15 protein-coding genes are annotated in these 19418 nt (G+C 72.7%); 11 read left to right on the top strand and 4 right to left on the bottom strand.

Features of this window, described 5'->3' with window-relative positions; genetic code table 11:
• Positions 1–81: 81 nt before the first annotated feature.
• The gene (gene miaB / locus ABT154_RS20590; protein ID WP_351858268.1) at positions 82–1605 is read left to right on the top strand and encodes a tRNA (N6-isopentenyl adenosine(37)-C2)-methylthiotransferase MiaB; all 1524 of its coding nucleotides are present in this window, start codon (positions 82–84) and stop codon (positions 1603–1605) included.
• A gap of 143 nt (positions 1606–1748) precedes the next feature.
• A complete protein-coding gene (locus ABT154_RS20585; protein WP_351858267.1) occupies positions 1749–2513 on the top strand; it encodes a class III extradiol ring-cleavage dioxygenase family protein in 765 nt (254 codons plus the stop codon).
• Positions 2514–2667: 154 nt separating this feature from the next.
• Here the strand turns inward: ABT154_RS20585 and ABT154_RS20580 are convergent, their stop codons facing one another.
• Positions 2668–3045 (bottom strand): antitoxin, encoded by a 378-nt coding sequence (locus tag ABT154_RS20580; protein WP_351858266.1) that lies wholly within the window; start codon positions 3043–3045, stop codon positions 2668–2670.
• 51 nt (positions 3046–3096) lie between these two features.
• Positions 3097–3309, bottom strand: a complete 213-nt coding sequence (locus tag ABT154_RS20575; protein WP_351858265.1) for a gliding motility protein — start codon at positions 3307–3309, stop codon at positions 3097–3099.
• A gap of 154 nt (positions 3310–3463) precedes the next feature.
• Here ABT154_RS20575 and miaA point away from each other — a divergent pair, with 154 nt between their 5' ends.
• The 6 genes from miaA to hflX all read left to right on the top strand — a co-directional run bounded on the left by miaA (position 3464) and on the right by hflX (position 11809).
• Positions 3464–4402, top strand: a complete 939-nt coding sequence (gene miaA, locus ABT154_RS20570; protein WP_317878121.1) for a tRNA (adenosine(37)-N6)-dimethylallyltransferase MiaA — start codon at positions 3464–3466, stop codon at positions 4400–4402.
• A gap of 108 nt (positions 4403–4510) precedes the next feature.
• Complete coding sequence (locus ABT154_RS20565) at positions 4511–5014, top strand: hypothetical protein (protein WP_351858328.1); 504 nt, start codon at positions 4511–4513, stop codon at positions 5012–5014.
• Positions 5015–5110: 96 nt separating this feature from the next.
• Complete coding sequence (dapF, locus tag ABT154_RS20560) at positions 5111–5980, top strand: diaminopimelate epimerase (protein ID WP_351858264.1); 870 nt, start codon at positions 5111–5113, stop codon at positions 5978–5980.
• A 212-nt stretch (positions 5981–6192) separates the two neighbouring features.
• Positions 6193–8421 carry a RelA/SpoT family protein gene (locus ABT154_RS20555; protein WP_351858263.1) on the top strand — a complete coding sequence of 743 codons (2229 nt, stop codon included), beginning with the start codon at positions 6193–6195 and terminating at the stop codon, positions 8419–8421.
• A 254-nt stretch (positions 8422–8675) separates the two neighbouring features.
• On the top strand, positions 8676–10166 hold the full coding sequence (locus tag ABT154_RS20550) for a M1 family metallopeptidase (protein ID WP_351858262.1): 1491 nt from the start codon (positions 8676–8678) through the stop codon (positions 10164–10166).
• A 149-nt stretch (positions 10167–10315) separates the two neighbouring features.
• Positions 10316–11809: a GTPase HflX gene (gene hflX, locus ABT154_RS20545; RefSeq protein WP_332436419.1), complete on the top strand. Its 1494-nt coding sequence runs from the start codon at positions 10316–10318 to the stop codon at positions 11807–11809.
• A 177-nt stretch (positions 11810–11986) separates the two neighbouring features.
• Here hflX and ABT154_RS20540 read toward each other — a convergent pair whose 3' ends face one another.
• Complete coding sequence (locus ABT154_RS20540) at positions 11987–13153, bottom strand: trypsin-like serine peptidase (protein WP_351858261.1); 1167 nt, start codon at positions 13151–13153, stop codon at positions 11987–11989.
• Between the two features lie 126 nt (positions 13154–13279).
• Positions 13280–14458 carry a trypsin-like serine peptidase gene (locus ABT154_RS20535; protein WP_351858260.1) on the bottom strand — a complete coding sequence of 393 codons (1179 nt, stop codon included), beginning with the start codon at positions 14456–14458 and terminating at the stop codon, positions 13280–13282.
• A gap of 600 nt (positions 14459–15058) precedes the next feature.
• Between ABT154_RS20535 and ABT154_RS20530 the strand changes: the two genes are divergently transcribed.
• The 3 genes from ABT154_RS20530 to ABT154_RS20520 all read left to right on the top strand — a co-directional run bounded on the left by ABT154_RS20530 (position 15059) and on the right by ABT154_RS20520 (position 19403).
• Positions 15059–16444, top strand: coding sequence for a diaminobutyrate--2-oxoglutarate transaminase family protein (locus ABT154_RS20530; protein WP_351858327.1), 1386 nt, complete (start codon positions 15059–15061; stop codon positions 16442–16444).
• Between the two features lie 227 nt (positions 16445–16671).
• The gene (locus ABT154_RS20525; RefSeq protein ID WP_502969552.1) at positions 16672–18597 is read left to right on the top strand and encodes an IucA/IucC family protein; all 1926 of its coding nucleotides are present in this window, start codon (positions 16672–16674) and stop codon (positions 18595–18597) included.
• Between the two features lie 119 nt (positions 18598–18716).
• Complete coding sequence (locus ABT154_RS20520; RefSeq protein WP_351858258.1) at positions 18717–19403, top strand: GNAT family N-acetyltransferase; 687 nt, start codon at positions 18717–18719, stop codon at positions 19401–19403.
• The last annotated feature ends 15 nt before the right edge of the window (positions 19404–19418 follow it).

Here is a 19418-nt window from a genome sequence, read left to right as displayed (position 1 = left end):
GGTTGCCGCGATGGGGGCGGCCAGGAGGGGCACCAGGTCCGCGATGGAGGGGATGTTGCTGGCCACCCTTACTCTTGAGGCATGACCAGCAGCAGTGACCGGGCCGGAGCGGTGGACGAAGTGGGCGTTACTCGAAGCTACGAGATCCGCACCTACGGGTGTCAGATGAACGTCCACGACTCCGAGCGGCTCTCCGGTCTGCTGGAAGAGGCGGGGTACGTCCGGGCCCCCAAGGGCTCCGACGGGGACGCCGACGTCGTCGTCTTCAACACCTGCGCGGTCCGCGAGAACGCCGACAACAAGCTGTACGGCAACCTCGGCCGGCTCGCCCCGATGAAGACCACGCGCCCCGGCATGCAGATCGCCGTCGGCGGCTGCCTCGCCCAGAAGGACCGCGAGACCATCGTCGCCAAGGCGCCCTGGGTCGACGTGGTCTTCGGCACGCACAACATCGGCAAGCTCCCCGTCCTCCTGGAGCGCGCCCGCGTCCAGGAGGAGGCGCAGATCGAGATCGCCGAGTCCCTTGAGGCCTTCCCCTCCACCCTGCCGACCCGACGCGAGTCGGCGTACGCGGCCTGGGTCTCGATCTCCGTCGGGTGCAACAACACCTGCACCTTCTGCATCGTCCCCGCCCTGCGCGGCAAGGAGGAGGACCGCCGCCCCGGCGACATCCTCGCCGAGATCGAGGCACTGGTCGCCGAGGGCGTCTCCGAGATCACCCTGCTCGGCCAGAACGTCAACGCCTACGGCTCCGACCTCGGCGACCGCGAGGCCTTCTCCAAGCTGCTGCGCGCCTGCGGGGCCATCGAGGGCCTGGAACGGGTCCGCTTCACCTCCCCGCACCCCCGTGACTTCACCGACGACGTGATCGCGGCGATGGCCGAGACCCCGAACGTCATGCCGCAGCTGCACATGCCGATGCAGTCGGGATCGGACTCGATCCTGCGCGCGATGCGCCGTTCGTACCGGCAGGAGCGTTTCCTCGGGATCATCGAGAAGGTCCGCGCGGCCATCCCGCACGCCGCCATCTCCACCGACATCATCGTGGGCTTCCCCGGCGAGACCGAGGAGGACTTCGAGCAGACCATGCACGCCGTCCGCGAGGCCCGCTTCGCGAACGCCTTCACCTTCCAGTACTCCAAGCGCCCCGGCACCCCGGCCGCCGAGATGGACCACCAGATCCCCAAGGAGGTCGTGCAGGAGCGCTACATGCGCCTCGTCGCCCTCCAGGAGGAGATCTCCTGGGAGGAGAACAAGAAGCAGGTCGGCCGCACCCTGGAGGTCATGGTCGCCGAGGGCGAGGGCCGCAAGGACGGTGCCACCGACCGCCTCTCGGGCCGCGCCCCCGACAACCGGCTCGTGCACTTCACCAAGCCGGCCGAGGACGTCCGCCCCGGCGACGTGGTGACCGTCGAGATCACCTACGCGGCCCCGCACCACCTGCTCGCCGAGGGCCAGGTCATGGCGGTACGCCGCACCCGCGCGGGCGACGCCTGGGAGAAGCGCACCGCCGAGAAGCCCAAGGGCGTCCTGCTGGGCCTCCCGAAGATCGGCGTCCCGGCCCCGCTCCCGGCGGCCGAGGCCCCGGCCTGCGGCAGCCACTGACGGCCACGGGGGAGGGCGGCGCGTGTCGGCCCCACCGGGCCCCGCCTCCCGCTCTTCGTGCCCTGCCCGGCTCCGCCTCTCCGGTGACGGTGGGTACGCCGGTTGCCGCCGGACGGTGAGCGGGGCGCAGTAGGCTGCGGATCATGCTTGTCGCCGCAGCCGTCTGCCCCTGCCCCCCGCTCCTCGTGCCCGAGGTCGCGACCGGCGCCGCCCCCGAGCTGGACACCGCGCGGACGGCCTGCGCGGACGCCCTCGGGCTGCTCGCCGCCGCCCGCCCCGACCGGCTGTACGTCGTCGGGCCCGCCGACAGGGGCGCCCATGGGGTCTTCCCGGCCGGCTCGACGGGCTCCTTCGCGGGCTTCGGCGTCGACCTCTCCGTACGCCTGGGAGACCCGGCCGGACCGGGCGAACCGGGCCGCACGGGCGGCGAACCGGGCCGCACGGGCGGCGATCCGGACACCGGCCGGCCGCTGCCCGTCTCCCTCGCGGTCGGGGCCTGGCTCCTGGAACGGGCCGGCTGGGCCGACGCGCCGATCGAGGGCCTCGCCGTCGACGGCGAGGCCACGCCGGACGTCTGCGCCGGGCTCGGCCGCGGGCTCGCCGACTCCGCCGGACGGGTCGCCCTCCTGGTGACGGGCGACGGCAGCGCCTGCCGGACCGTCAAGGCCCCCGGCTACCTCGACGAGCGGGCCGCCGCCTTCGACGCCGAGGCCGCCCGCGCGCTGGGCGCCGCCGACGTGGCCGCGCTGCTCGCCCTCGACCCGGAACTGGCGTACGAGCTGAAGGCGGCGGGCCGCGCCCCCTGGCAGGTCCTCGCGGGCGCCGCAGAGGGCGCGGGGCTCGACGGCCGGCTGCTCTTCGAGGACGCCCCGTACGGCGTGGGCTACTTCGTGGCCGCCTGGTCCTGACGGGTCGTCCGGCGGAACGGGTCGTCCGGCGGAACGGGGCGACGGGCGACGGGCTACGGACGACGGGCTACGGACGACGAACGGCGGACGGCCGCGGAGCGAGGTGCTCCGCGGCCGTCCGCCGTGCGGAGGGACTGTCTGGTGACGCCGGACGTCAGACGGCCGGCGGCGGTGTCGTGCCACCGCTGCCGGGCGTGCCGCTGCCGGGCGTCCCGCTCCCGGGCGTTCCGTCGCTCCCGGGCATCCCGTCGCTTCCGGGCGTTCCGTCGCTTCCGGGCATCCCGTCGCTTCCGGGCGTTCCGTCGCTCCCGGGCGTCCCGTCGTCCTTGTGGCCGATCCGGTCCAGTGCGTCCTTGGCCTTGTCCGTACCGGAATGGATCTTGTCGCTGTACTTGCCCTTGGTCTTCTCGTCGACCAGCTTCGCGGCCTTCTCGATGCCGTGGTCGATCTTGTCCCCGTGCTGCTGCGCGAGGTCGGCGACCTTGTCCTTGGCCGGGGCGAGCTTTGCCTTGAGCGAATCCAGGAGACCCATGGGGCACCTTCCCTCCGCGGGCCCCCGAGGAGCCCGTGTTCCGTCTGTTGCCTACTTGCTGGCGCCTTCGCCGGCCTCGCTGTCGGCGGCGGCCTCGGCCGACTGCTGCTTCGGGATGTCCACGGTCCCGGCGGCGACGGGGGCCGACTCCGCCACCACCTCGTCCGTGACGTCCACGTCCGCCACTTCGGTCACGGCCTCCTCCGTCGCCGTGACGGCCTCGCCGCCCTCCGGCGAGGTGTCTGCGTTCTTACGGCGAAACATTGAAAAAACGCCCATATTCACTCCATAGCGTACTCGGACGGGTCGGGTTCCGTGGCGAACGGGGCCGGAACCCCTCAGCTGCCAACGAAGCCCGGATGCGGCCCGTCACGTCGCTCATTCGGGGACAGCTCCGGAGGTTTGCGAGACTGGTGCGGTGAGAAGCGCAGCTCCCGCCCCGCGGGTCATCGCCGTCGTCGGCCCCACGGCGGCCGGAAAGTCCGATCTGGGTGTATTCCTGGCCCAACAGCTCGGCGGCGAGGTCGTCAACGCCGACTCGATGCAGCTCTACCGGGGGATGGACATCGGCACCGCCAAACTGACGCCCGAGGAGCGCGGGGGCATCCCGCACCACCTCCTCGACATCTGGGACGTGACCGAGGCCGCCAGCGTCGCCGAGTACCAGCGGCTGGCCCGCGCCGAGATCGACCGGCTGCTCGCCGCCGGCCGCACCCCGGTCCTCGTCGGCGGCTCCGGCCTGTACGTACGGGGCGCCGTCGACGCCCTGGAGTTCCCCGGCACCGACCCGGCCGTCCGGGCCCGCCTGGAGGCCGAACTCGAAGAGCGCGGCTCCGGCGTGCTGCACGCCCGGCTCACCGAGGCCGACCCCGAGGCGGCCCGCGCCATCCTGCCCAGCAACGGCCGCCGCATCGTCCGGGCCCTGGAGGTGATCGAGATCACCGGCAAGCCCTTCACCGCCAACCTCCCCGGTCCCGACTCCGTCTACGACACCGTGCAGATCGGCGTCGACGTGGCCCGCCCCGAGCTGGACGAACGGATCGCCACCCGGGTGGACCGGATGTGGGAGGACGGTCTCGTCGACGAGGTGCGCGCCCTGGAGGCGCGCGGTCTGCGCGAGGGACGCACCGCCGCCCGCGCCCTCGGCTACCAGCAGGTCCTCGCCGCCCTCGCGGGGGAGTGCACCGAGGACGAGGCCCGCGCCGAGACCGTGCGCGCCACCAAGCGCTTCGCCCGCCGCCAGGACTCGTGGTTCCGCCGCGACCCGCGCGTGCACTGGCTCAGCGGAGCCGCCGATCACCGCGGGGAACTCCCGGCGGAGGCGCTCTCGTTGGTCGAACGAGCGGTTACAGCCTGATCACGTGATGGCATCGGGACGCACTGCCCGTCATTTCGGCGGTCGGGAGCGTGCCATCATCGAGCATCGATCGACCAAGTGGAGTCCGAGTGGGGAGGGCGCGTGTCGATGGAGGCCGGCCCTCGCGACAGAGAACAGCACGAAGCGGCCCTGGGTGACCCGACGAGCGGAATCCCGGGCGGCCCGACGGACGGCGACGTTCCCGTCGGCCCCTCGGGTCTGGCCAAGGACGGCCCCGACGACGCGGTCGGCACCGCCGTCGAGGTGGACGCCGACGAGGTCGAGGTCGAGCTGCGCCCCCAGCGCCGGCTGAGGATCTGGCAGCTCGCCCCGATCGTGGGCCTGGCCGCCCTCGGCTCGCTGATGTTCGCCTTCCCGCTCGCCTTCGGTTCCGGGGACGGCGGCGCCGTCGTCGCCATGCTCGGACTGCTCATCAGTTCCTGCGCGGCGGGCTGGGGCATGATGGCCGCCCGCAAGGTCGGCTACACCTGGCCGGGCCTTCCGCAGCGCGGCTCGGGGGAGCGCCCCGACTGGCGCGTCCTCATCCTGTACGTCTCGACGATCACGGCCCTGGTGGCCCTCGCGGTCTGGCGCGTCGCCCGCCTGCGCTGAGCCGCCACGGCCGGGCCGATCCATCACCCGCCTGCGTCCCCGCCGCCCTGTGGACAACCCGGCCGCCGGTCGCGGACGGCCCGTACAGTTGATCTCGTGACCAACGCGCAGACCTCATCGCTCCCGTTCCTCAAGGGCCACGGCACCGAGAACGACTTCGTGATCATTCCCGACGCGGAGAACGCCGTCGACCTGCCGCCCACCGTCGTCGCGCGGCTCTGCGACCGCCGGGCCGGGATCGGCGGTGACGGGCTGCTGCACGTCGTGCGCAGCGCTGCCCACCCCGAGGCGCGGCACCTGGCCGACGAGGCCGAGTGGTTCATGGACTACCGGAACGCCGACGGCTCGGTCGCCGAGATGTGCGGGAACGGGGTCCGGGTCTTCGCCCGCTACCTGGAGCACGCCGGGCACGTCACCGCGGGCGAGGTCGCCGTCGCCACCCGGGGCGGGGTCAAGCACGTCCACCTCGACAAGGACGGCTCCGTCACCGTCGCCATGGGCCGCGCGGCGCTCCCCGAGGACGGGGTCACCGTCACCGTCGACGGCCGCAGCTGGCCCGCGCGCAACGTGAACATGGGCAACCCGCACGCCGTCGCCTTCGTCGAGGACCTCGACCACGCGGGCACCCTCTTCACCGAGCCGCCGTACGCTCCGGCCGCCGTCTACCCGGACGGGGTGAACATCGAGTTCGTCGTCGACCGGGGCCCCCGCCACGTCGCCATGCGGGTCCACGAGCGCGGCGCCGCCGAGACGCGCTCCTGCGGCACGGGCGCGTGCGCCGTCGCCGTGGCCGCCGCCCGCCGGGACGGCGCCGACCCCGCCGAGACCGGCATGCCCGTCACGTACACCGTCGACGTGCTCGGCGGGACCCTGGTCATCACCGAGCACCCCGACGGGCGGATCGACATGGCGGGCCCGGCCGTGATCGTCGCCGAGGGCACCCTCGACCCGGACTGGCTCGGCTGACCGCGCCGACCGTGGGGTCCCGCACCGACGAAGTCGGGGGAAGCGACGGAATCGAAACAGTCAACGACTGATCTGTCGCTCGAATGGGTGATCCGATTCACGCTGGGCGAGAGCGCGACTGCGCCACGTGGTGGGGTCGGTAGCATCAAGCACCGGCCCCCAGGGCACGCCTGGCCCGCCCACCGCCGGTCGACGTTGCCGGAGGGTGCCCCATGAGCGCAGAGGCCACCAAACCTGTGAGCGCGGCGGAGTCCGCCGACACCGATGGGACCGTCCGCAGACGCGGACGCGCCCGGATCGACCTGCGCCGGCTCGGCCGGGCCGCCCTGCTGGGCGCCACCGCCGGACCGGCGCCCCGCGACCGGCTGCCGGACGCCATCAGTCATGTCGCGGAGGCGCACCGCGCCCACCATCCCGAGGCAGACCTGACGGTGCTGCGCCGGGCGTACGTCCTCGCCGAGTCCTCGCACCGCGGCCAGTTCCGCAAGAGCGGCGAGCCGTACATCACCCATCCGCTCGCGGTGACCCTCATCCTCGCCGAACTCGGCGCGGAGACCACCACGTTGACCGCCTCCCTCCTCCACGACACCGTCGAGGACACCGAGGTGACCCTCGACCAGGTCCGCCGGGAGTTCGGCGACGAGGTCGCCTACCTCGTCGACGGCGTCACCAAGGTGGAGAAGATCGACTACGGCGCCGCCGCCGAGCCCGAGACCTTCCGCAAGATGCTCGTCGCCACCGGCGACGACGTCCGGGTGATGTCGATCAAGCTCGCCGACCGGCTCCACAACATGCGCACCCTCGGTGTGATGCGGCCCGAGAAACAGGCCAGGATCGCCAAGGTCACCCGGGACGTCCTCATTCCGCTCGCCGAACGGCTCGGGGTCCAGGCCCTCAAGACCGAGCTGGAGGACCTCGTCTTCGCCATCCTCCACCCCGAGGAGTACGAGACGACGCGGGCGCTCATCGCGGCCGAACCGGGAGCCGGGGACGCGCTCGGCGCCGTCGCCGAACAGGTGTCGGCGGTGCTCCGCGAGGCCGGCATCGGCGCCGAAGTCCTCGTCCGGCCGCGGCACTTCGTCTCCGTGCACCGGGTCCGCCTCAAGCGCGGAGATCTGCGCGGCTGCGACTTCGGACGGCTCCTCGTGCTGGTCACCGAGGACGCCGACTGCTACGGGGTGCTCGGCGAGCTGCACACCTGCTTCACGCCGGTGATCTCCGAGTTCAAGGACTTCATCGCGGCCCCCAAGTTCAACCTCTACCAGTCCCTGCACACCGCGATCGCCGCCCCCGACGGAGCCGTGGCCGAAGTCCTCATCCGCACCCACCGGATGCACACCGTCGCGGAGGCCGGGGTGGTCGCCCTCGGCAATCCGCACGTGGGGCAGGAGGCCACGGGGGCGCCGGGCACCGAGCCCGTGTCCGGGGCCGCCCTCCCGTCGGCCGCCGAGACCTCCCAGGACCCGGCGGGCCCCGCCGAGGACGGCGAGCGCGTCGACCCCACCCGCCCCGGCTGGCTCTCCCGGCTCCTCGACTGGCAGCAGTCGGCGCCCGACCCCGACACCTTCTGGACCTCGCTCCGCGCCGATCTCGCCGAGGACGACGAGATCACCGTCTTCCGCGCCGACGGCAGCGCCCCCGGCACGATCAGCCTGCCCGCCGGAGCCAGCTGCGTCGACGCCGCCTACGCGCAGCACGGCGAGGCCGCCCACGGCTGCCTCGGCGCCCGCGTCAACGGACGCCTCGCGCCGCTGAGCACCGTCCTCGGCGACGGCGACACCGTGCAGCTGCTCCTCGCCCAGGACGCCGTGTCCGGCCCCTCGCCCGAGTGGCTCGACCACGCCCGTACCCCCGCCGCCAGGATCGCGATCAGCGGCTGGCTCGCGGCCCACCCCGAGAGCGCCGCACCGGCCGCCGCCGCCACCGGCCCGCGCCCCGCGGCCAACGTCGTCGCGGACCGCCGCTCCGGCGCCGAACTCCACGCCGACCTGGAGGGGGAGCGGCCCTCGGCCGTCCGCCCGGCCGGCTGCTGCACCCCCGTACCCCCCGACAAGATCACCGGGTTCCGGGTGAGCGGCGGATCGGTCACCGTCCACCGCGCGGGCTGCGCCGCCGTCGACACCATGCGCGGTCTCGGCCGCGATCCCGTCACCGTCCGCTGGGGCGACACCGCCCACGGCAGGGTCACCCTGGTCGCCGAGTCCTTCGGACGGCCCGGCCTCCTCGCCGACCTCACCGAGGCCATCGCCGTCGCGGGGGCGGCCGTCGTCTCCGCGACCGTCGAGCCGCCGAGCGAGCAGCGGGTCCGCCACACGTACACCCTCCACCTGCCCGACGCGGCCGGCCTCTCCGCCCTGATGCGCGCCATGCGGGACGTACCCGGCGTGTACGACGTGAGCCGCGCCCGCCACCGCCCGAGCCAGGAACCCCGGCGGGCGTGAGGACGGGGGGCCAGCGCGCGGGGCGCGCCGTGCGGGCGCGCGGCCGACGGGAGTGCGCAGGGTGTGACGGCCGGGCGCGCGGCTGACGGGAGTGGGCCGGACACGACGGGCGGGAGCGCCGCCGTCGCGAGTGCGCCCGACGCGTCGGTCGGGCCCCGGCACGACCCCCTTCGGGTGGCGGCCGAGCGCGCCGCCCGGGGGAGCGGGGGAAGCCCTGGTAGCCGTAGGGCCAGTCCTCCGGAAAGGCCTGGCCCATGCCGCTCGTCCGAACCCCCCTGCCCCGCGCGCGGTGGCTCCGCTCCGCCGTCCTGGTCGCCGCCTCGGCCGGACTCGTGGCCGCCGCACTGCCCGCCCCGGAGCCGCTCGGCATCGGGGACCCGCTCTTCCCGCATCTCGGAAACCCCGGGTACGACGTCCTCGCGTACGACCTCGACCTCACCTACCCCGGCGTGAACACCCAACCGCTGGCCGCCGTGACCCGGATCGACGCGGTCGCCACCTCCGACCTGGAACGGATCAACCTCGACTTCACCCACGGCACGGTCTCCGCCGTCACCGTCGACGGCCTGCCCGCCAAGTACACGAGCAGCGGCGAGGACCTGGTCGTCACCCCGGTCGTGCAGATCGGCGCGGGGGAGCGGATCGAGGTCACCGTCACCCACACCAGCGACCCCTCCGGCCCCGCGGCCACCGGCGGCTGGGTGCGTACCACCGACGGTCTCGCCATGGCCAACCAGGCCGACGCCGCCCACCGGGTCTTCCCGTCCAACGACCACCCGGCGGACAAGGCGTACTTCACCTTCCGCATCACCGCCCCCAAGGGCCTCACCGCCGTCGCCAACGGCCTCCCCGCCGGCCGGGTCACCCACGGCTCCACCACGACCTGGACGTACCGCACCCGTCACCCCATGGCGACCGAACTCGCCCAGATCTCCATCGGCGACTCCACCGTCGTGCACCGGGAAGGACCCCACGGCCTGCCCGTCAGGGACGTGGTGCGCACCGCCGACCGGAAGGTCATGGAGCCCTGGCTCCGCAAGACCCCCGGACACCTGGAGTGGATGGAGCGGCAGGTCGGCCCGTACCCCTTCGAGACGTACGGGGTGCTCATCGCCGACGCGGACACCGGCTTCGAGCTGGAGACCCAGACCCTCTCGCTCTTCGAACGCGGCATCTTCACCGAACCGGCGTACCCCGAGTGGTACGTCGACTCGGTGATGGTTCACGAGCTGGCCCACCAGTGGTTCGGCGACAGCGTCTCGCCCCGCTCCTGGTCCGACCTCTGGCTCAACGAGGGACACGCCAGCTGGTACGAGGCGCTGTACGCCGAGGAGACCGCCGGCAAGTCCATGGAGCGGCGCATGAAGGCCGCCTACGCCGCCTCCGACGGCTGGCGGGCCGACGGAGGCCCCCCGGCCGCGCCCGAGCCCCCCTCGCCGACCCACAAGATCAGCCTCTTCCGGCCCGTCGTCTACGACGGCAGCGCCCTCGTCCTCTACGCGCTCCGCCAGGAGATCGGCACCGAGGCCTTCCGGCGCCTGGAGCGCCGCTGGGTCGCCGAGCACCGGGACGGCACCGCCACCACCGCCGACTTCACCGCCCTGGCCGGCGAGGTCGCGGGGCGTGACCTCACCGCCTTCCTCCACGCCTGGCTGTACGAGGCGAAGACCCCGGCGATGCCGGGGCACCCGGACTGGCGCAGCCGCCCGGTCGAGACCGCGAGCACCGCCCCGAAACCGGGGTGACGGGCCCGCCCGGGCCGTGTCACCATCGTCGGGTCGGCGACGCGGCCGGCGGGAACCGGGGAATCTTCCGGTGCCCTCACGCGTTGTCACGACATCAGACTCATCGCTTCACCGAGGAATCGACGTGAAGCAATCGACGTAAGGATCAAATGACCTCCTCTTCTTCCCCTTCCCAGGACGAGCAGAGCTTCGCGGAGACGAGCCGTACCGAGAGCCTTCGGGCCGATGCCCTGATGGAAGAGGACGTCGCCTGGAGCCACGAGATCGACGGAGAGCGGGACGGCGACCAGTTCGACCGCTCCGAGCGCGCGGCCCTGCGCCGTGTCGTGGGCCTCTCCACCGAGCTCGAGGACGTCACCGAGGTCGAGTACCGCCAGCTGCGCCTGGAGCGCGTCGTGCTGGTCGGTGTCTGGACCTCCGGGACCGTCCAGGACGCGGAGAACTCCCTCGCGGAACTCGCGGCCCTCGCCGAGACGGCGGGCGCCCTCGTGCTCGACGGCGTGATCCAGCGTCGTGACAAGCCGGACCCGGCGACCTTCATCGGCTCCGGCAAGGCGCGCGAACTGCGCGACATCGTCGTCGAGACCGGTGCCGACACCGTCGTCTGCGACGGTGAACTGAGCCCCGGCCAGCTCATCGCCCTCGAAGACGTCGTCAAGGTCAAGGTGGTCGACCGGACCGCCCTGATCCTCGACATCTTCGCCCAGCACGCCAAGTCCCGAGAGGGCAAGGCTCAGGTCGCGCTCGCGCAGATGCAGTACATGCTGCCGCGACTGCGCGGCTGGGGTCAGTCGCTCTCCCGTCAGATGGGTGGCGGCGGCGGTGGTGGCATGGCCACCCGTGGTCCCGGTGAGACCAAGATCGAGACCGACCGGCGTCGTATCCGCGAGAAGATGGCGAAGATGCGCCGGGAGATCGCGGAGATGAAGACCGGCCGTGACATCAAGCGGCAGGAGCGGCGCCGCAACAAGGTGCCGTCGGTCGCCATCGCCGGCTACACCAACGCGGGCAAGTCCTCTCTGCTCAACCGGCTCACGGGCGCGGGCGTCCTGGTGGAGAACTCGCTGTTCGCCACCCTCGACCCGACCGTCCGCCGGGCCGAGACACCCACCGGCCGGGTCTACACCCTGGCCGACACGGTCGGCTTCGTCCGGCACCTGCCGCACCACCTGGTCGAGGCGTTCCGCTCCACCATGGAGGAGGTCGGCGACTCCGACCTCATCCTGCACGTGGTGGACGGCTCGCACCCCGCCCCGGAGGAGCAGCTGGCCGCCGTGCGCGAGGTCTTCCGGGACGTCGGCGCGGTGAACGTGCCGGAGATCGTCGTCATCAACAAGGCGGACGCGGCCGACCCGCTGGTGCTCCAGCGACTGCTGCGGATGGAGAAGCACTCCATCGTGGTCTCGGCCCGCTCGGGCCAGGGCATGGCGGAGCTGCTCGCCCTGATCGACTCCGAACTGCCCCGCCCGCGGGTCGAGCTCGAAGCGCTCGTGCCGTACACGCAGGGCGGGCTGGTCTCGCGGGTGCACGCCGAGGGTGAGGTCGAGTCCGAGGAGCACACTCCGGAGGGCACCCTGCTCAAGGCCCGGGTGCACGAGGAACTGGCGGCGATGCTCGCGCCGTACGTCCCCGCGGCGCACTGACCGGCGGCTGAACGAACAGAGGGCGCTGTCCTCCTCCCGTGAAGGGAGGAGGACAGCGCCCTCTGGCGTGTGGTGCGGTCGGCGCGCCGACGGTGTCAGCGGTTCTGGCCGGTCACCGGGTACCGCCGTGGGCGCGTGCGCGCGTACCGGCCCCGGTGGCCCGACGCGTCACCGGCTTCAGCGTGCGAACTTCCTGCTGACCATCTCGTGGGCCGCCTTGGCGCCCCGGCCGAGCTGCGGTCCGGCGAGCCAGCCGTTGCCGCCGGCCGGGCCGATCGAGGTGTTCGACACCAGGGCCGTCGTGCCGTTCGGCAGCACCCGGAACCAGCCGCCGCCCGAGGAACCACCGGTCATCGTGCAGCCGATCCGGTACATCGTCGGCGTGGCCGGAGCCGTGGTGAGCCGCGTCGCCCGGTCGAGGCACTTGTGCATGATCACACCGTTGTACGGGGGAGCCTGAGGGTACCCCCAGGCGCCCACCGTCCCGGACTGCGCGGGCGCCGGCGCGGAGAAGTCGACCGGCAGCGCGACGCCGACGGTCTCCTCCAGCGACTTGCCGCCCCGCTGCGGCTGCACGTGCAGCACGGCGTAGTCGTACGGCCAGGCCTGGTTGGTGCCGCCGGACTTGATCCACTCACCCGAGGCGACGGCCCAGTCGGCCCAGTACTGGCCGTAGGGGTAGACCTCGTGCGGCTGCGCGTCATTGAGCGCGGCCGGGGACTTGCCCAGGTCGTTGAAGGCCGGGACGAAGGTGATGTTGCGGTACCAGCCGCCCTTGCCGCCCGCGTGGACGCAGTGGCCGGCCGTCCACACCAGGTTGGACTTCCCGGGCCGGCGCGGGTCCTTCACGATCGTGCCCGAGCAGACCATGTGGCCCTGCGGAGCGTCGAAGAAGATCTTGCCGACCGGGGCCGCGTTGCGGTGGTACGGCGTCTTCTCGCGCTGCGCCTTGACGGGGCGGGGCGTCGGGTCGGTGCCGCCGCCACCGGCCTGCGCGGTGATCGTCTGGTCCGGGCTCTTCGCCGACTGCATCCGCGCCGGGTCCCAGAGCCCGTCGATCACCGGGTTGACGAAGTCCTCGGCCTCACGGAGCCAGGTGCCCGTGTCCCAGTTCTTCCACTCGCCGTCCTTCCACTTGTCCAGGTCGACGCCGTGCTTCTTGAGCTTGTCGGCGAGGTCCTTGGAGAGGTCGGCTCCACCGTCCTCGGTGGCCGGCGCGGAGCTGTCCGCCCCGGCGGAGGGCTTGTCGGAGGCGGGTGTCCCGGTGGGGCCGCAGGCCGTCGCGGTCAGCGCGAGCGCGGTGGCCAGGCCGAGGGCGGCGGGTAGGAGCCGTATGGAGCGCATGAATGAATTCCCCGTTGGATTTGCCATGGACGTGTCACGAGCGGTGCACAGTATGCCGGTCGCCCGAAAGGTATGAGGAGGCGGGACCCGGGGGACCCGGGCCCCGCCTCCTTGTCTCGGCCGTGCCTAGCGGCCGGCGTACTTCTTGCTGACCTCGTCGAAGATGGCCTCGGCCTCGGGACCGAAGCGCGGACCGGCGAGCCACCCCGCCGTCGACGGGCCGATCGAGGTGTTCGACACCAGCGCCGGCTTGCCGTCACTGCCCTTGGCGACCCAGCCGCCACCGGACGAACCGCCGGTCATCGTGCAGCCGATGCGGTACATCGTCGGCTGCTCCGCCTTCAAGGACAGCCGGCCCGGCTTGTCCGTGCACTGGAACATCTTCTGGCCGTCGAACGGCGGCGCCGCCGGGTAGCCGGTCGCCGTCAGGCTCGCGATCTTCGGCACCGCCGGAGCGTTGAACTCCACCGGGAGCGCCGAACCGACCGTCTCCTCCAGGGACTTGCCCGAGCTGCCCTTCTCCGGGGTCACCTGGATGACCGCGAAGTCGTACGGAGCGCCCGCGCCACCGGTGGACGCGCCCTCGGCGATCCACTGGTCGGAGGTCTTCACCCAGTCCGCCCACCACACGCCGTAGGGCGCGATCTGCTCCCGCGTCGCCTTCTCCAGTTCGGAGGTCGGCAGCGCCGCGTCGTTGTACGAGGGCACGAACGCGATGTTGCGGTACCAGCCGCCCTGCTTGCCCTTGTGCACGCAGTGGCCGGCCGTCCACACCATGTTCGACTTGCCGGGGTGCGCCGGGTCCTTCACGACGGTGGCCGAGCAGACCATCGAACCCTCGGGACCGTCGAAGAAGACCTTCCCGGACTCCGGGGCGTTGGAGTGGTACTTCGCCGCCACGGCCTTCGCCCGCACGGGGTCGGGCGTCGGGTCGGTCACGCCCTTGTCACCCGAGATGTCCTCCTCCTCGACCGGCTTGTCGGGGCGCTCGGCCTCGCGCATCCGGTCCGGGTCCCAGAGGTCCTCGATGATCGGGTTGACGAAGTCCTTGGCCTCACGCAGCCACTTGTCCCGGTCCCAGTTCTTCCACTCGCCGTCGCGCCACTTGTCGACGTCTATCCCGTGTTCCTTCAGTCGCTGCTTCAGGTCCTCCGGAATCTTGATCTTGTCGACCGGGTTCTGGGCGGTCGCGGGTGCGCTGGGCTTGTCCCCCGCGTTCTCCTCGCTCGGGCCGCAGGCCGTAACGGTGAGCGTCAGCGCCGCGACGGCGGAAGCCGCCATCAGCAGCGGACGAATCGATCGCATCTCGTGATCCCCCTGGGACTACGTCTACTTGTGCTTGGGTCAACAGCGGCCGTGCCCGCTCGGACAGCGGTCGACGGCCCCCACTATGCCGGTGCCGGAGGGGACGGTATGCGGCCGGTCGGCGGTTCCGGTCATCGTTCGGCCGTTGCCGTGCCGTGATCCGGGACACGCCAACTTCCTGCCCTCCGGCCCGTGATCCCGGGCAGGCCGCGTCGTTGGTACGGACGGGGGACGCAACGGTGGCGTCCGGAGCGGCTCTTGAGGCGGCTCCACGACGCCCCGATGTGCAACGCAACCGTTACAGCGGGAGGACACCGAGCCGTGGCCGTGACCGAATCAGCTCCGGCCGTTCCACCGGCCGCGCGGACCCAGACGCAACCCCAGACGCAGACCCAGATCCCGCCCCGGACGTCCGACGACATCGGTGCCGAGGCTCCCAGTCCGAGGGCCGCCGACAGCCCGGACGGGGAGCACCGGACGCCCGGGAAGCCCCAGGCACCTCGGGAGTCCCAGGCACCTCGGGAGTCCCAGGCACCTCGGGAGTCCCAGGCACCTCGGGAGTCCCAGGCGTTTCGGGAGTCCCAGGCGGGCAAGGAGCTTCTGGCGCAGGGCGGTGGGTACGAGGGCATCCTGCGCCGCCAGTCCCTGCGGGAATCCGCCGCCCGCACCTACGCCCGGTCCCTGCCGATCGTCCCCGTACGGGCCCGCGGCCTGACCATCGAGGGCGCCGACGGCCGCCGCTATCTGGACTGCCTCTCCGGGGCCGGGACACTGGCCCTCGGCCATAACCACCCCGTCGTCCTCGAAGCCATCAAGAAGGTCCTCGACTCGGGTGCGCCGCTCCACGTCCTCGACCTCGCCACCCCGGTGAAGGACGCCTTCACCACCGAACTGTTCGCCACGCTGCCGAGCGGGCTCGCCGACGACGCCCGCATCCAGTTCTGCGGTCCCGCCGGCACCGACGCCGTCGAGGCGGCCCTCAAACTCGTCAGGACGGCCACCGGCCGCGACGGACTCCTCGCCTTCACCGGCGCCTACCACGGCATGACGGCCGGCGCCCTCGACGCCTCAGGAGGAGCCACCGGCGTCCGGGTCACCCGGCTGCCCTACCCGCAGCAGTACCGCTGCCCCTTCGGCGTCGGAGGCGCCCGCGGCGCCCAACTGGCCGCCCACTGGACCGAGAACCTCCTCGACGACCCCAAGAGCGGTGTCACCACCCCCGCGGGAATGATCGTCGAGGTCGTCCAGGGCGAAGGCGGAGTCATCCCCGCCCCTGACGACTGGATGCGCCGCATGCGCCGCATCACCGCCGACCGCTCCATCCCCCTCGTCGTCGACGAGGTCCAGACCGGCGTCGGCCGCACCGGCGCCTTCTGGGCCGTCGAACACAGCGGCATCGTGCCCGACGTGATGGTCCTCTCCAAGGCCATCGGCGGCTCCCTCCCCCTCGCCGTCATCGTCTACAGGTCCGAACTCGACGCCTGGGAACCCGGCGCCCACGCGGGCACGTTCCGCGGCAACCAGCTCGCCATGGCCGCGGGCACGGCCACCCTTGCCTATGTCCGCGAGAACAAGCTCGCCGAACGGGCCGGCACCCTCGGCGCCCGCATCCTCGGCCGACTCCAGGGCCTCGCCGCCGACCACCCCTGCGTCGGCGAGGTTCGCGGCAGGGGCCTGATGATCGGCGTCGAACTCGTCGACCCCGAAGCGGCAGGCCCGGACGACCTCGTCCCACCCGCCGCCCCCGCCCTGGCCCTCGCCGTCCAGCAGGAGTGCCTCGCCCGCGGACTCATCGTAGAACTCGGTGGCCGCCACTCCGCCGTGGTCCGTCTCCTGCCCCCGCTCACCCTCACCGACGAGCAGGCCACCGCCGTCCTGGACCGCTTCGCCGACGCCCTCGCCGCAGCCGAACGGGCCCACACCCCCCGCCCGCCCGCCTCCCGTCGGGCCATGGCCCCCCGGACCGACACCGGGCCGTCCCACTGAACCCGGACCGCCCCCGGCCCCACCCCAAGGAACCCCCCGTGAACGCCACCCCCACCTCCCCGGCACCCGAAACCGAGTCGCCTCTCGCCCGACTCGACACCCCGGTACCCCCCGCCGAAACACCCCCCACCGGCACCGCCACACCCACGCCCTCCCCAGCCACGTCACCCGACACACCCACACCAGGCCCCACCCCTCCCGGGACCACCACCCCGGCCACCGCCGACCTGGGCACCCCCACTCCCGCCTTCGCCGCCCCGGGCAGCACCACCCCCGTCACCCCCACCCCCGCCTTCGACGCCCCGGACAGCCCCGCCCCCGTCACCCCCACCCAGAGTGCAGCCACCCCCAAAGCCGCTGTTCCCGTGGATCCCACCGTCCCGCGCCAGCACGTCGGCCCCTACGACTCCCGCCCGCACCGCCCGGTCGAGGCCGTCGACCCCCTGGACGACCCCGACCCGCAGCGCGCCGCCGACGCGGCAGCCGTCGAGAACCTGCTCCGTTGCTGGGTCCGGGAGAAGAACCTGCCCGCCCCCGGCTCCACCACCCTGCGCATCCCCCTCGACGCCAGTGGCACCGCCCTCCTCGTCCCCGTCCGCTACTGGTCACCCACCGGCTGGCACCGCTTCGGCGCCCCCGTCCTCGAAGGGCTGCCCGCCACGGCTCCCGCCGTCGACGCCGTGACGGTGGCCGCCCTGCTCAGCCGGGAGACCGGCCGCTGCGAGGGCACCGCACTCGTCGGCAGGGTCGCCGACTCCGCCCGCCGCACCGCCGAGTTCCTGGAGGAACGTCGCCGGCGGCCCCAGCCGCACCCGGACGCCGACCTCTTTCTCGCCGCCGAACAGTCCCTCCTCCTCGGCCACCCCCTGCACCCCACCCCCAAAAGCCGCGAAGGTCTCTCCGAGGCCGAGTCCCGGTTCTACTCACCCGAAATGCACGGCTCCTTCCCGCTCCACTGGATCGCCGTCGACTTCTCCCTCCTCGCCTCCGACTCCGCCTGGACCGAACAAGGCCGTCCGGTCAGCGCGGAGCAGATCGTCGCGGCCCTCGCCGACGGGCTCACTCCCCCCGCGGGCACCGCGCTCCTGCCCGTACACCCCTGGCAGGCCCGCGAACTCCTGCACCGCCCCGAAGTCCGCGACCTCCTGGACGCCGACCTCCTCCACGACCTCGGTCCCCACGGCAGCCCCTGGCACCCCACCTCCTCCGTCCGCACCGTGCACCGCCCCGGCGCTCGGGCCATGCTCAAGCTCTCTCTCGGCCTGCGCATCACCAACTCGCGCCGCGAGAACCTCCGCAAGGAACTCCACCGCGGTGTGGAGGTCCACCGGCTGCTCCGCACCGGCCTCGTCGACGAATGGCAGGCCGCCCACCCGGGCTTCGACATCGTCCGCGACCCCGCCTGGCTCGCCGTCGACACCCCCGGCGGCGTCCCCGTCACCGGACTCGACGTCATGATCCGCCACAACCCCTTCGGGCCCGGCGACGACGCCGTCTGCATCGCCTCCCTCACCGCTCCCCGCCCCTGGCCCGGCGCCACCGCGATGCGTTCCCGGCTCGCCGACGTCATCGGCCGGCTCGCCGCCCGCACCGCCCGCCCCACCGCGGCCGTCGCCACCGAGTGGTTCCTCCGCTACCTCGACCAGGTCGTCCGCCCGATCCTCTGGCTCGACGGCCACGCCGGCATCGCCCTGGAAGCCCACCAGCAGAACACCCTGGTCCTTCTGGACCCCGACGGCTGGCCGGCCGGCGGCCGGTACCGGGACAACCAGGGCTACTACTTCCGCGAGTCCCACCGGAGCGAGCTGGAGAGCCGCCTCCCCGGTGTCGGCGACGACAGCGACACCTTCGTCTCCGACCAGGTCACCGACGAACGCTTCGCCTACTACCTGGGCATCAACAACGTCCTGGGTCTGATCGGCGCCTTCGGCTCCCAGCAACTCGCCGACGAGCGCGTGCTGCTGGCCGCCTTCCGCAGCTTCCTGACCTCCGCGACCGGCCTCGGCTCCCCCCTGCCGCACCGTCTCCTGGAAGCCGCGACCCTGCGCGGCAAGGCCAATCTCCTCACCCGCCTGCACGGCTTGGACGAACTCGTCGGCCCCGTCGACACCCAGTCCGTGTACGTCACGGTCACCAACCCCCTCCGTAACTGATCCTGATATCCCGGCCGGGCCGTGCGGCCGGGCCGCACGGCCCGGCCCGCACCGCCCCAGACCCGCCCCACCTTCCCGGGGACCCACCCCGACCGCACCGCCGAGAGGAGAGCGACTCCGTGTCACCCGCCCGCCCACCGGTCGAACCGCCCGGGGACGACACCCTCGACCTGAGGCTCGACGACCTCGTCGCCCTACTCGAAAGCGGTCATCTCGACGCCGAACTGCTCGACGGCGACCTCCTGGACTCCGTGGCCTCCTGGGCCCACGCCGACACCCCTGTCGGTACCTTCCGGCTCGTCCCCGTACGGCTCGAAAGGGATCTGCCGCTGGTCACCCGGTGGATGAACGACCCCGCCGTCTCGGCCTTCTGGGAACTCGCCGGCCCGGACACCGTGACCGCCGACCACATCCGTGCCCAACTGGAGGGCGACGGCCGCAGCGTCCCCTGCCTCGGCGTCCTCGACGGCACGCCCATGAGCTACTTCGAGATCTACCGCGCCGACCTGGACCGGCTCGCCCGGCACTACCCGGCCCGCCCCCACGACACCGGTATCCATCTGCTGATCGGAGGCGTCACCGACCGGGGCCGAGGCGTCGGCACCACGCTCCTGCGCGCCGTCGCCGATCTCGTCCTCGACCATCGTCCCCGCTGTACCCGCGTCGTGGCAGAACCCGACATCCGTAACACCCCCTCCGTCTCGGCCTTCCTCAGCGGCGGCTTCCGCTACGCGGCGGAAGTCGACCTCCCCGACAAACAAGCGGCGCTCATGCTCCGCGACCGCGCCCTCCGTCACGTTCTGTGAACACCCTCTGTCATC

The sequence above is a fragment of the Streptomyces sp. NPDC001728 genome (assembly GCF_040297565.1).
Lineage (GTDB): Bacteria > Actinomycetota > Actinomycetes > Streptomycetales > Streptomycetaceae > Streptomyces.
Note: the sequence above shows the minus strand (reverse complement) of the source record. Positions and strands in the feature narration are given on the sequence as shown.

Bases quoted from the DNA above. Each gene is read 5' to 3' on its own strand.
- hflX (WP_332436419.1), top strand. From the start codon at position 10,316: ATGACCTCCTCTTCTTCCCCTTCCCAGGACGAGCAGAGCTTCGCGGAG.
- ABT154_RS20540 (WP_351858261.1), bottom strand. From the start codon at position 13,153: ATGCGCTCCATACGGCTCCTACCCGCCGCCCTCGGCCTGGCCACCGCG.
- ABT154_RS20585 (WP_351858267.1), top strand. From the start codon at position 1,749: ATGCTTGTCGCCGCAGCCGTCTGCCCCTGCCCCCCGCTCCTCGTGCCC.
- ABT154_RS20535 (WP_351858260.1), bottom strand. From the start codon at position 14,458: ATGCGATCGATTCGTCCGCTGCTGATGGCGGCTTCCGCCGTCGCGGCG.
- ABT154_RS20550 (WP_351858262.1), top strand. From the start codon at position 8,676: ATGCCGCTCGTCCGAACCCCCCTGCCCCGCGCGCGGTGGCTCCGCTCC.
- ABT154_RS20555 (WP_351858263.1), top strand. From the start codon at position 6,193: ATGAGCGCAGAGGCCACCAAACCTGTGAGCGCGGCGGAGTCCGCCGAC.
- miaB (WP_351858268.1), top strand. From the start codon at position 82: ATGACCAGCAGCAGTGACCGGGCCGGAGCGGTGGACGAAGTGGGCGTT.
- ABT154_RS20575 (WP_351858265.1), bottom strand. From the start codon at position 3,309: ATGTTTCGCCGTAAGAACGCAGACACCTCGCCGGAGGGCGGCGAGGCC.
- ABT154_RS20565 (WP_351858328.1), top strand. From the start codon at position 4,511: ATGGAGGCCGGCCCTCGCGACAGAGAACAGCACGAAGCGGCCCTGGGT.
- ABT154_RS20580 (WP_351858266.1), bottom strand. From the start codon at position 3,045: ATGGGTCTCCTGGATTCGCTCAAGGCAAAGCTCGCCCCGGCCAAGGAC.